General features: G+C 48.1%; 8 protein-coding genes. 5 read left to right on the forward strand and 3 right to left on the reverse strand.

Going from position 1 to position 12,761, the window contains the following annotated elements; genetic code table 11:
* Window positions 1-386 precede the first annotated feature (386 nt).
* The 5 genes from AB4Z29_RS18340 (at window position 387) to AB4Z29_RS18360 (ending at window position 9,404) form a co-directional block, all read left to right on the forward strand.
* The gene (locus AB4Z29_RS18340; protein ID WP_441944461.1) at window positions 387-4,310 is read left to right on the forward strand and encodes an S-layer homology domain-containing protein; all 3,924 of its coding nucleotides are present in this window, start codon (window positions 387-389) and stop codon (window positions 4,308-4,310) included.
* 357 nt (window positions 4,311-4,667) lie between these two features.
* Window positions 4,668-5,390 (forward strand): hypothetical protein, encoded by a 723-nt coding sequence (locus tag AB4Z29_RS18345; protein ID WP_441944462.1) that lies wholly within the window; start codon window positions 4,668-4,670, stop codon window positions 5,388-5,390.
* 131 nt (window positions 5,391-5,521) lie between these two features.
* Window positions 5,522-6,130 carry a TlpA family protein disulfide reductase gene (locus AB4Z29_RS18350; RefSeq protein ID WP_441944463.1) on the forward strand — a complete coding sequence of 203 codons (609 nt, stop codon included), beginning with the start codon at window positions 5,522-5,524 and terminating at the stop codon, window positions 6,128-6,130.
* A 312-nt stretch (window positions 6,131-6,442) separates the two neighbouring features.
* Window positions 6,443-8,272, forward strand: coding sequence for a histidine kinase N-terminal 7TM domain-containing protein (locus AB4Z29_RS18355; RefSeq protein ID WP_441944464.1), 1,830 nt, complete (start codon window positions 6,443-6,445; stop codon window positions 8,270-8,272).
* Window positions 8,253-9,404: a response regulator gene (locus tag AB4Z29_RS18360; protein ID WP_441944465.1), complete on the forward strand. Its 1,152-nt coding sequence runs from the start codon at window positions 8,253-8,255 to the stop codon at window positions 9,402-9,404. The genes AB4Z29_RS18355 and AB4Z29_RS18360 overlap by 20 nt, the downstream gene beginning before the upstream one ends.
* A gap of 239 nt (window positions 9,405-9,643) precedes the next feature.
* On the opposite strand, the gene AB4Z29_RS18365 is transcribed toward AB4Z29_RS18360, so the two are convergent.
* The 3 genes from AB4Z29_RS18365 to AB4Z29_RS18375 are packed head-to-tail and all read right to left on the reverse strand — an operon-like array spanning window position 9,644 to window position 12,635.
* Window positions 9,644-10,954, reverse strand: a complete 1,311-nt coding sequence (locus tag AB4Z29_RS18365) for an opine metallophore biosynthesis dehydrogenase (RefSeq protein WP_441944466.1) — start codon at window positions 10,952-10,954, stop codon at window positions 9,644-9,646.
* Window positions 10,951-11,781, reverse strand: coding sequence for an SAM-dependent methyltransferase (locus AB4Z29_RS18370; protein WP_441944467.1), 831 nt, complete (start codon window positions 11,779-11,781; stop codon window positions 10,951-10,953). Before AB4Z29_RS18370 ends, AB4Z29_RS18365 begins: the two co-directional genes overlap by 4 nt.
* Window positions 11,778-12,635, reverse strand: a complete 858-nt coding sequence (locus AB4Z29_RS18375; protein WP_441944468.1) for a diaminopimelate epimerase — start codon at window positions 12,633-12,635, stop codon at window positions 11,778-11,780. The genes AB4Z29_RS18370 and AB4Z29_RS18375 overlap by 4 nt, the downstream gene beginning before the upstream one ends.
* Window positions 12,636-12,761: the final 126 nt, after the last annotated feature.

Below are 12,761 nucleotides of genomic sequence, written 5' to 3' on the forward strand. Positions count from 1 at the left end.
TCATTTGCTAATGCAGATAATAAAAATTTAATTCCGACTAATCTGATGCGAAATAAGTAAAAACCATTGACATCGGGTGGAACAACGTTTTATGATGGGTGCATGGAATGAATTACGAGTCATTTCGTCGGATAATTAAAGAGCACAATAATCCACTGGACAACCAGAGATTCGATGCAGGCGCAAGCATACCTGCTACGAATCTCTTTTTTTATCCACATATTCCGTAACAGGGAGGGGCGGCGTCATTTGCAGAGGTTGCAATAACGTTCTAACAGATACATAAGAGCGTATGCGAGTTTATTGGAAAAGGGCTTGCGAGGGAAGTACAGGTTGATTTTTGCAATTATAATTCCAACTATTCTGATAGGTAGAGGTGCATAAATATGAAAAGAGCAATAAAATCACAGCGATGGATCGCTTTGCTGCTTGCCGCAGTATTGGCATTGCCGGTCTTCGGAGCAAGCAGCGCGGTTGCTGCCCCAGAATCGGCAGGAAGCAGCGCCAAGCTGGACTATTTTGGCTCACGCTATGAAGCGCTTGCGGGCAAAGACCATGTATTTGAAACACTTACGTATTACGAGCTGGACTATTTACTGAGAAATGCTACGGATGGCACGGCACCTGCACCGGATGATAACTATATCCTTCTATTCGGCGGGTCATGGCAGCCGGAGACGCAAGCCGCTATCGGTTATATCAATGATGTAGCTAAGGAATACGGCGTAACGTCAATCAAAAACTTCGATACGAAGCTGGATGGTCCGGAAGGTTGGTTGGACATTACTAAAACGAACCCGGTGGTAACGTATGAAGTTAGTGAAGGAGGTACTTTGGCGGAACCGACCAAAGCGGCTACCACTGCCCAATTAAATAAAGACTTTACTAGACGTTACGTGGATTTGGGAGCTCGGTACTTGACCAACCTTAACGATGTTACAGCTGGTAATTCAGGTAAAGTAGCATTTGATTATACAGAATCTGTATCTCCAGGAACAGTAGAAGTAAATGTCGTTGATTCCCCATTTTTGTTTATCTATAACAAGAACAATAAGGATGATCAAGGTAAGCCTACACCTATTATTGCCTCCCTTGAGGGCATAAGCAGCGCAGGAAGCTTGACTGCTCTGCAGAACGGCAGCGGAGCAGAATCTTACAAAACGGCACTTCGTGGCGTTTTTGATAAAATCTCCCCAGCAGGCACGAAAAATGCGAAATACAAAGTGCTTACGAACCAAGGCTATATATCCGGCTCTTATAATGAGTTTAGATCGCCAGCAACTGGTGGTCAGGAAACGCCTGTTATTTTCACCAATGAGGATCCCAAGATTGTTCTGGACTCGGTTACGCTTGATGAGTTGAAATATACGCTTTCTTCAGAAGGTACATATGTGCTGCTCGTTGGCTGCGCTTGGTGCGGAGATACACAGGGTATCGTTAAATACGTAAACCAAGTGGCAAATGAATATGGCGTTGAAAAAGTATATAACTTCGATGCGAAGCTAGATGGCGGTGTTGGTGGTGTGCTTTCCTATGCCACGAATCCCCGCCCAACATGGGATCTTGGTGGAGGCAGTTTCCTGCACACGAGAGACAATTCCCAGTTGATTACACCGATCTATACGAATTTAGTTAATGAATTTTTGCCAAACATTTCTTCAGAAGACACAAAGAAAACTCCTATTAGTAATAATATTTATTATTTTAAAAATGCTGAAGCAAAAGCGAACAATACACCAACTATAGCAAAGAGAGTTCAAGCTCCATATGTATTGGTTTACAACAAGGACAATAAAGACGCGAATGGCAACCCAGCTCCAATTCTTGGACATGTGGAACTTATGGGATATTGGCGTGCTACTCACAGTAACGCAGCTGCAAAAAGCTTGAAGGTTAATAGTCTTCGAACTCTGTTTTCCAGAACAGAATTAAAACCAAGCGGATTAACTGCGGTACCTCCGACGGCTGAAGGCGGAAAGGATGCGAAAGTTGAAGGGATTGCTAACGTAACGACAATTGGTGGAAACCAAGTTATTGCGACCAAGTCATTGGAATACAGATTGAAAGTGGCGAATGGGGTTCAACCTAAGGACTATATACCAGTTCCATATAAAGCAACACAAGAAACGTCAATCAACGGTTTAACACCAGGCGTATATGAGTTCCGCTATGCGGCTAAACCAGGTTTTGACTCGGAAAATCCAAGCTACACGAGTGCAGTAGAAACCTTGTATGCTCCAGGGCCAGTAGTAGAGATCGTCGTTCCGGATTTCCAAGCGCCTCCGGCCGATCTAGCTAACTTGGCACCTGAATCAGCTTCAGGTCAAGGTAAAATCGTAAGGATTGTGGACGGAAAGGAAGTTGCTCTTCCGGCTGGTCTGGAATATAAGCTGAAAGGCGATCCAGACTCGTCCTACGAGCCTGTAACAGGCGATGCGATTAACGTTGAGCCGGGCCATGAATATGTTGTGCGGGTTGCTGCCAAAACAGAAAACGGCACTGCATATGCACCAAGCGCATTCGTAACTGTGTATGCCCGCGGCTACAAGGAGCTTGGACCTCCGTCAGCATTGAATGCTGTACATCCGTCTACGCTTGCCAATGACGATGGACAAATTGAAGGCCTGACAGCAGGTCTTGAGTACAAGTCCGAGTATACATTGGAGTATAAAAAAGGAAACGGCACGGACGAAGTGTACGTAACGGTTCCTGAAACGGCAATTAGCGCAGGCAAGCTTACAGGCTTGACGCCTGATCTATACACGGTTCGTTATGCAACATATGAAGACTATAGCGCAAGTCCGGCTGTGGAGCTTCGCATTAAAGCAAATGTAGCTGCGCCACAAGGGCTTGCAGGCGTAGCGCCGACCAGCACCTTGCAAAACAGTGGTAAAATTACAGGTGCAAATGCAGATTTGGAGTATCGTTCAAGCAACCAATCGAGTTATCTGCCTGTGACAGGCACTGAGATTGCTGGCTTGCTGACAGGCAGCTACGAGGTTAGATACAAAGAAACGGCGAGCACGCTGCCTAGCGCAACGGTAACCGTCATTGTTCCTGAATATGTTGCGCCTCCAACAGGCGGAAGCGGCACTGGCGGCGGCGGAGCGACGACGCCAAGCAACATTACGCAATCCGGTAATACAGTAGTCGCTACAATTGCTTCCAAAGTGGATGAAGCTTCCGGTACAGCTGTTGCAGTAGTACCTGCGGCTACCGTGACTGGATTGCTGGATAAAGCGAAACAAGCGGAAGGCGAAGGCAAGAAAGCCGTCCTAGAAATTAAAGTGGAAGATTCACAGCAGCAGAACGACATTCAAGTTACCATTCCGAGAAGCGCATTCAACGGGCTTGTATCGGGAGCAAACGCGGAATTGAAAGTTACGGTTGGTATCGGCTCAATTTCGTTTGATGCGAGCACGTTGAAATTGATCAGCGCGAACAGCGATTCAGGCGACATCAGCTTCATTATTTCGAAATCCGAGCTTGCGGAAGAAAATAAAGAAGTGCTTGGAGACCGCCCGGTATATGACTTGAACGTATTTGCAGGACAAACGATCGTGACTGCCTTTGGCGGCTCGAAAGTATTCGTTTCCTTGCCATACACACTGAAAGCTGGCGAAGATCCAAACGCTGTAATCGTCTACTACGTAACGGATGAAGGCGAGCTGCAAGTGATTAGAGGCCAATACAACAAAACGAACGCTGCGGTTGAATATGCCACGGAGCATTTCTCCCAATATATCATTGGGTACAACAAAATCGACTTCTCCGATGTTTCTGCGTCGGCATGGTTCGCTCCAGCGATTAACTTCTTGGCAGCACGCGATATTACAAGCGGAACGGACGATACCCACTTCAGTCCAAAAGCAACGGTAACCCGCGGTCAATTTATCGTGCTGCTATTGAAAGCTTATGGCATTGAGCCAGAGGCTGAAGGTGCAAGCAACTTCACTGATGCCGGCAACACGTACTACACGGGTTATCTAGCAGCTGCGAAGCGGCTAAGTATCGCAAACGGCTTTGAAGGAAACCGATTTGCGCCAGAGCAAACGATTTCCCGTCAGGAGCTATTCACGCTTCTGTACAGAGCATTGAGTGAGCTTGGAGAGCTTCCTGCTGCACAAGCCGGATCGACTCCAGTGTCGAGCTTTACGGATGCCGAGAAGGTTCCAAGCTATGCGGACGAGGCGTTCAAAGCGCTTGTGGAAGCGGGCATTATCTCAGGTACGAATGGAAAGCTGCTTCCAGGCAATGAGTCTAGCAGAGCGGAAGTCGCACAGGTTCTGTACAACTTGTTGTCCCGTTAAGAACCTTAGGATCTTTTTCATATTTGAATGGGAAGGGGCAGCCTTAGGCTGTCCTTTCTTTCCTAAAAGGCTGTTCAGAGTGAGCGCTCTTATGGCATTACCCGTTAATCCGATTAAATCCATAGGAAATAAGTATAAAATCATTGACAGGCGCATTTCGTACTCATACAATAAGATTACGGATTCAACTAAATAGCGAGGCAGTGGCCTAGAGCCAACTGATCTACTGGACCACCAGAGATACAATCGGAGTGCGAATGAGCACGCGTATTGTGTCTTTTTTTATGTTAAATTTGCATATCAGATCCGTGTTATTACAAAAGAAGATTATCAAGCGGGAAGGGATGTTATGAATCAATGAAAAAGCTGACCGTATTTATTATGATCGCAGCCGTAGCCTTATTATCCTTAACCTATGCCGTCGTTTCTGCCAATAAGAAAGGCGACTCAGGCAGCGGGAACGCAGTGGAAGCTCCAGCAGCCAATACGGAAGAAAAGCCGCAGGTAGAACCGGTCAAAACAGATGAAGTGAAAGCTACGGCGGCGACATTGGACGTTGCGGCAGAAGAAAAAGCTGCTGTGCCCGCGGTCGTGGAAGAAGCAAAGCCAGCAGCAGAGATAACGGTCGTGAAAGAAGTAGAGTCAACGATCGTGGAAGAAGTAAAGCCAACGACGATTGTGGAAGAAGCAAACCCGGCAACAACTTTCAAAAACTCTGATGTAAAGGCAGAAGAAAAATCAGCGGTAACGGAAAAGGCTATATCGAGCGCCACGTCGATCAAGAAGGAAGCAGCGCCTGCGCCAGCAATAAGCACGCCTGTGAACAAGGCTGATACTTCGGCTGACAAAGAGTCCGCTCCGATTGTGAAAACAACGCCAAAGCAGGAGACAAAGGCTGTTGAGAAGGAAAAAGAGCAGCCTACGGTGCCAGCTCCAGCCGTGCAAGAAGAGACAAAAAAATCGATTACCGTTATCAAGAAGCAAGAAACCAAAGTGGTTATACCGGCAGTTGAGGCGACTTCATCCTCATCGTCGTCAGAATCCTCGTCTAATGAGGAATTCTGCGAAGAGGGCTGTTAATCATCAGATAGCCAACATACTTAGGGATGGGGCAGTGCATTCGCTGCCCTTTTTTTATTCTTTTTTACAAACAGTGAGGATTAGTTGCGCGCACAGGATAGGCGTTCCCAACCGTTAAAGGAGAAAATGACATGAAAAAGAACGTGATTATAGGGGGTATAGCCCTCCTACTATTCGTAATTGCAGCCTATGCAACCAATCAATACAGCTTTAGCGGCGCGGAAACGAGCGAGCTTCCGCAGCCTACCGCAGCCATAACGGATGACGCAGTGAGTGAAAGTGCTGCGCCTGCTGAGAGCATTGCTCCGATTGAAACCGTTTCGCTAGAGGATTCGATTGATTTTACATTGACTGATCTCGATGGAAACGAAGTGAATTTGAAAGATTTAAGAGGCAAGAGCGTTTATCTAAACTTCTGGGCTACTTGGTGCAAGTGGTGCAAAAAAGAGCTACCTGATATCAACAAGATAAATGGGTTGTACAAAGATAAAGACCTGGTAGTGCTTGCCGTAAGCGTGGGCGAGAGTCAAAAACAGGTGAGCGGCTTTATGCAAGAGCATGGCTATGATCTGACAACCCTCGTGGACCCGGATAAGAAAGTGGCACAGGAGTACGGGGTCACTGCTCTTCCTGTATCTATTTTCATCGACAAGAATGGCAAAATCGCACATCGAAAGCTCGGCACCATGTACGAGGAAGAACTGAAGAAGGTCATTGACGGGCTGCTCATAAGCAGCTAAATCGTTGCCGCGGGGATATTAATCCTTGCGGTTTTTTTGTGTGGTGTTACCAAGTGTCTCTTAGTATTACCCCTACATTAGCAGAGCTTTTTTATTCATTTATTTCAATTCAATGAACCATAGTGTTTATATATATCCCTTTATAAACCATCCCTTCAAAAAGGGATGGCTTCTCAACGGAAGAATTACGATAAATAAATTAGCATTAACTTCGTCGCACTTGAAGCTATTAGGCAATTAAAGCTCATGTTTACAAGGATTATGGATGATTTTGTCGAATATTAGAAAGATCAGAAGTAGGGAGGAACCGTCGTGGATACAAGGCAATGGATGTCTATAATGCTCTGCTTCGCGACGGCAATCATGCTGTTTGTGTCTTTTTTATCCTATCGGAAACGCCATCTGCAGGTGGCTAGAACGATGATTTACATGATGATTACGGCCTCCTGCTATTCGCTTGGCTACGCGTTCGAGATTGTAAGTGAAAGCTTGAGCGGCGTAAAGCTGTCACTTCAGATTGAATATTTGGGTATTCCTTTTGTTTCTGCATTCTGGCTGCTGCTCGTTATCCAGTTTACCGGGCTCGCTGCCCGTTATCGGAAATGGCTAACGTTTCTCGTATTTCTCGTTCCCACGGTAACGTTTCTCCTGCACGTCACGAATGAGTGGCATCATCTGGTATATCTAGAATATATCCCGAATAGAAACCAATCGGTGCCCGTGTTTACGACCCTAAAGGGGCCGTGGTATGCCGTACACGCCATTTATAATTATACGATATTGCTCCTCGGCATTTTACTTTTCATTCCTATGTACCTGCGGGCAATGCCGATTGTACGGAAGCAAATTGTCGTCCTTATCCTTGGCGCGGCAGCTCCGATGCTCTTAAATATTGTTTATATGTTCGGGCAAATCATCGACCTTACACCGTTTGGGTTCGCTGTATCGGGTGTTGTGTACGCGTGGGGTATCTTCCGCTTCAGGCTGCTTCGTTTAACTCCGCTTGCCTACGCCAAAATGTTCGATACGATTCGCGATGGCGTCATCCTGCTGGATTACGAGGATCAAATCGTAAACCACAACCATGCGGCCGAAGAAATATTTCCCGAGCTGGGTTTAGCGAAGCTTTTGCCGGTGCTTAGTGCGGATGTGCTGTCGGCTTGTCCTGAACTGCTTACTCGCATCGTATCGAGGGAATACCGGGATGACCGTTTTTCGCTCCAGCGCTTACTGAACGGCCAGCAGCGATATTATATATGCAGCTTGACTTATATTTACGATACCGGAGCAGCTCCAATCGGTAAAATGGTTATGTTTAACGATATTACGGAGCTGAAGGAAAATGAGGAAAGACTGCGTGAGAAGTCGGAGCGTCTATCCCGGCTAAACACCTTCAAAGACAAGCTGTTTACTGTAATGGCTCACGATATTCGCGACCCCATTGCTCTAATTGTCAGCCTCACTGAGCTTCTTGTTGAAGAGCCGACAGACAGTGATATTGCAAATGCTGAAGTGTTTCAAGAAATAAGGCGGCAAGTACGTGACACGTTTCATTTAGTCGACAACCTGCTCGATTGGTATCGCAGCCAGAATGGAGAGGTTGCGTTTCGCCCGGCGGCGTGGAATTTGCAGCAGGTGGCCAGGCAAGCGCTATCCATAGCCGGAGCAAGAGCAGCGATGAAGGATCTCACTCTTACAGAGCAAATCGATGAGCGGCTAACGGTGAATGCGGATAAAGAAATGCTTGATCTTATATTCCGAAATTTATTGTCGAATGCAATTAAGTATACCGATATTGGCGGTCGAATCGAGCTGAGCGCCTTCTTTGAAGGCGATTGGGTTATGGTGTCGGTGAGCGACAACGGCAGCGGAATTGATGAAGAAACGGCGCAGATGCTGCGCCACGATGAGATGTACTTTAAGGAGCCGGGTTTTGCTAGCCGGGAAGATAGCGGCAATATGAGGTTTGGGCTTGTTCTAACCCGTGAATTTCTTCGTATGCACGGCGGCAACCTAAACTTTAATAGTTTGCCTGGACAAGGATCTACCTTTATATTTACGCTGCCAGGATCAGTGGGCCGCGAGGTGCAGAATGAAAACGAGAGGTCGGCGGTGATAGCGAATGAAAGTCATATTAGTTGATGATGAGCCGGTCATGCACTTGATTATGCGGAAAATGCTAGCCAAATACGCGGAGCTGCAACTAACGGGTACATTTGCGGATACGCATGCCGCAGCCGCTTTTCTAAGCGATAACCCTGATACTGAGCTTGCGTTCGTAGACATCTCCATGCCTGGCGGCAGCGGGCTGGCATTTGCAGCCAAGCTGGAGGAAACGGGGTGCAAGGCACAAATCGTGTTTGTTACCTCCCATAAGGATTATGCCGTGGAAGCATTCGATCTGTCTGTGCTCGATTATTTGGTGAAACCAGTGACGCAGGAGCGGTTGGAGCGAACGGTTCACCGCGCGCTTGAGAGCAGGAAAAATACACAATCGCAGGATCGCTCTGGTGCTGCCAATCAGGCAGTTAGCCGGGTTAGCATTGCGACGTTAGGCGATTTCTTCGTTAGAAACGAAACGGGACGCGTGAAATGGATCTCTAGCAAGAGCGCCGAGCTATTCGCATACTTGCTTCTTAGCCGCGGCAAATGGATTTCGCGATCTCGCCTAATTATGGATATATTCGCGGGAATGGCAAGCGCAAATGCCGAAAAATATTTAAATACGACCGTCTATCAGCTTCGCAAGTCACTGGAGCCCATTGGTCTTCGGGAGGCCATTCGATCAGAGAACGATGGTTATGCACTCGAACTAAACGATGCGGTTATTGATTACGTGGAGTTTGAGCGGCTGTTTGAGAAGCTTGGAAGCATACGGGCGGATAACGTGGAGGAAGCGCTGGCTGTGGAGAGGCTGTATACAGGAGACCTATTTGGCAGCAAAGCTTACGTGTGGGCAATCTACGAAACGGATCGGTTAGCCGAACGGTATGCACGCTTCGTTAGACAATTGGCTGAAACGCTTCTCGCCGTAGCGAATACGACAGCTGCGTCAAAGCTGCTTCTTAAGCAATATGCACGCAATCCAATGGATGAGCCAGTCGTCGCGCTGCTCATGAGGAAGCATGCACAGATTGGCGACAAAAAGGCGTTAACCGCTCAATATACCGATTACGTTAAGCTCCTAAAGCGAGAGCTTGGCATTCGTCCGTCTAAGGACCTGCTCCTCCTGTATGATTCGCTCATTAGCGGTTTATCGGAGAGCGTCATATAAAGGCTGAAGCTGAAGGGCGTGAAAAACAAAATGAAGCTGCCTTCCGCTGACAATTTCATCAGGGATTTTGTAATGAGATGCCATAACGAATGGATTCCAGAAGTTGTCCCCCCATCCATCGAAAAAACCATTAAGATTAAGGCAAACAAAAGCATGGCCGTTCATCGTGAGCGGCCATGCTTTTGTTATGCGAGGTTGAATCAATCCAATCTGATCCAATCCGATCCCAGACAAACCGTTTACGCTTCGAAAGCGTTAGTAAGCTGCAACTCCGTACAAATTCGCCCAATATCCCCTTCGAAGCTTTGAGGCGTAAAGGCTTCTGTTAGGGGACTGCCCGTTAGCGATCCCGCAGCGTCTAGCAGATACCGCTCGTAACGCGCGAGAAACCTGTCGATGGTAGGGCAAGACACGGCGGTCGAACGGGCAATGCCTTGAATGATCTTGACTCGATAATAATCTTCCTTCGGCATTCGGGGAATTTCCCAGGCACCTTCGTGGTTGAGAAATACGGGCCGAAGTGGAACGGCTGAGAAGTCAAAGTATCGACCATTCCGATCAGGTTCCGAGTAAGGGTCGATTAACAGCGATGCGTAACGGACGTACAGACAATATTGCTGGTGAAAAGGATGGAGCTCCGGAAATTCATCTATATCCTGACGTGCCAGGCTTTCCGGCCTAACCGGGTAATTGTCGTCGACCATGAATCGAAGAAGGTTAAGCGCCGTCAGATTTAGCTTTTCTACCAGTGAAGAGATTTCCTTCCACAGCTCCAGCATCTCCCGTATGAGGACCGGAGTAATCGGACCTTCAGGAAACAGCTTGTAAACAAACTTCGGAACGGCTGGTCGGTCGAATATGACACTGAGGGAGAACTCGTTCATAAATAAAGGCGGATGCACGTACAGGGAAATGTTGCGCGTCTCGGCTTCGAGCGCCGAATCCATCGCTTCCAGCGTAATGCCCGCCTCACCGTAGAGCTGACGAAACGTCTCTAGGGACTCGGAAGAAATTCCTGCGGCTCCGGCGTACACCTTTCGTTTCTTAGCAGTTGTCAAAACATGATTTGGCGCTCTGTCCTCCAACCGGCGCGTATCTCCTAAATAGGTGGAGAAGCTGATGACCTCGGCGTTGCAGCCTTGTTCCTTAAGATAATTTCGAATAAGCGCGCTGGAACCAAACGTCGGGGAGATGAGAGCCACGCAGCGCAGGTTTTGCAAAAGCTCTGTTCGCAGCTGCGCCAGCACAGGCATATATGAATCCGCAGTCACTGACAGAATGAGCGTATCCCACTGTCCTTCAATGCTACTATATTCATAGAATACTGCGTCGATGAAGCATTCGCCTTTAAGTGCTTCCAGCCTCGGATGGTCCGCATCGACGGAAACAGCTCCGCCGCTCTGACGAAGCGCATCGAAGAATGGCTCCGAGCGGACGGACTTTCGTCCGGCAATGCCGACACTGCTGCTTCGTGATCGCTTAAGCAGCACGGCGAGCTGCACGGCTGCTGGACCCGTTCCTGCAATGAGGACTTTGCGAAGCAGGCTCATATCTTAGTCCCCCCTGCGTAGACGGGGGCCAACGTTTTGCGATACAACGCGACATCGAATACATGGCCCTGTCGAACAACCGTTTCGGAGAGCTGCCATTTGTGCTCATCTACAGATTTCATAGGGTAGTTGAAGAGTGCTTTTAAGTCATCCCCATAACGCATGGCCACAATGACATCGGGGCGAGCCACATCATATAGCCAATCGAGGAGCGCGTATTTGACCGGCACGGTGGAGCTAAAAATAATGTGGCTAAACTTGCCGATGTCATGCAATTGCTCCAGCGGAAGGTTCTCCAGCCGGATAGGCAGTTCCGGGCCTAACCGGTTGACTACCTGCTTGCCTAATTCTACTGCTTCGCTGTCAATGTCTATTCCAGTCACTTCCACACCTGTGCGCTTCGCTATGAGCAACGGCGTCATCGGGAACGAGCCGGAGCCGATTAGCAACACCTTGGAATCGGCTGTCACAGTAAAGCTGCCAAACTCCTTCTCAATAGAAGCCTCGATATGGTGAAAGTACTCATGGATGTCATCGCCATCTAGCAGCAGATTGAGCGCGCGATACTTCTCCATAATAGCGACGCAATGAGCGGATGTATCTCGCAGTTGCATAATAAGCGGATGGAGCTCCTCGATGTCGCCGGCTTTAAGCGCAGACCATAACTGTTGATTATTCTCATCGGTGATGAAGGCGGTGTAGTCGTCTATCGTCTGCTGCAGCTCCGAATGGTACAGAGTGGTCCCGTCATACATGGCGGCTGCTTGTACGAATCGGTCACGGAATAGAATGAGTGATTGATAAAGTCGATTTATAATTATGATCATCCTCCTTGCAAAGAATATTGGATGCAATCGTCTATGTAAGCCTTGCCTCGGGCGACAATGCTAACGGCGGATCTTATAGTTATGCCGATTATTTCCCCCTCGCTCCAACAAACGCTTGCATGGATGGTGCCTCCGGGCTGACGCACGGGCATGTCTATGGTACTGCGTCTGTTCCATGCGAGATAACAGCCCAGCGAAGCCGTTCCCGAGCCGCAACCTTGTTCCCAAATCAAGCTGCCGAGTGCGGGAACATAGATAAGTGGAGTAAGCTCATGAGTGGAGGGGCTGTAAAGCATAACACCAACCACTGGATCTCCCGAAGCGATACCAAGTAGCTTCGCCAGACGTTCAGCCGATGCCCGTTCAATTCCGAATCTCTCACAGTCGATTACTAAATGGAAGAATCCGTCATAACGGACGATGCCTAGCTCCAGCATCATACCTTCAAATGGGATGACAGCCTCCTTCACTTCTTTCGGAACCGGCATGCCAGCCTCGCACAAATATTTATTTTCCAATTTCTCCACACGGCAGAGCACAGGAAGCTCCGAGCCAGAAGCCTCCAGCGATAGCTCCAGCGTCTCGCCCGGCTTCATTGATCGCTCAGATGCGAGACAAGCGGCCAGCGCCAAGCAGGCATTGCCGCAGAATTCGCCTCCCGCCATCTGGAGCTTAGCAGCGAAGCCAGAGTGCGTGGGTTTTTCGACAAATCCGACCTGTTCGGCGTACAGGTGGCTGTTATCCATCATTTGCGAGGCGATTCGGGGATGCTGTTCTGCGGGGAACTCGCCCATGACGAGAATCGTCATATTGCTCGCGGGATTGCATTTGACGAAATCCATTTCATGATTCATGCGGACAATCCTCCGTTCCGTTATGCAGAGTGCGGACAACATTGTATTCGAATTTAAACGTAATAATTACGAATAAACTTACTTTATCATAGTAAGTTATTGGAACCCAGTCAACGTTTTTTTGAA

Origin of the sequence: Paenibacillus sp. 2TAB23 (genome assembly GCF_052115165.1) — a bacterium.
GTDB lineage: Bacteria > Bacillota > Bacilli > Paenibacillales > Paenibacillaceae > Pristimantibacillus.

What these genes read in the sequence shown, in the direction of transcription:
- AB4Z29_RS18340 (WP_441944461.1), top strand. Translation starts at nt 387, where the DNA reads ATGAAAAGAGCAATAAAATCACAGCGATGGATCGCTTTGCTGCTTGCC.
- AB4Z29_RS18345 (WP_441944462.1), top strand. Translation starts at nt 4,668, where the DNA reads ATGAAAAAGCTGACCGTATTTATTATGATCGCAGCCGTAGCCTTATTA.
- AB4Z29_RS18350 (WP_441944463.1), top strand. Translation starts at nt 5,522, where the DNA reads ATGAAAAAGAACGTGATTATAGGGGGTATAGCCCTCCTACTATTCGTA.
- AB4Z29_RS18360 (WP_441944465.1), top strand. Translation starts at nt 8,253, where the DNA reads ATGAAAGTCATATTAGTTGATGATGAGCCGGTCATGCACTTGATTATG.
- AB4Z29_RS18365 (WP_441944466.1), bottom strand. Translation starts at nt 10,954, where the DNA reads ATGAGCCTGCTTCGCAAAGTCCTCATTGCAGGAACGGGTCCAGCAGCC.
- AB4Z29_RS18370 (WP_441944467.1), bottom strand. Translation starts at nt 11,781, where the DNA reads ATGATCATAATTATAAATCGACTTTATCAATCACTCATTCTATTCCGT.
- AB4Z29_RS18375 (WP_441944468.1), bottom strand. Translation starts at nt 12,635, where the DNA reads ATGAATCATGAAATGGATTTCGTCAAATGCAATCCCGCGAGCAATATG.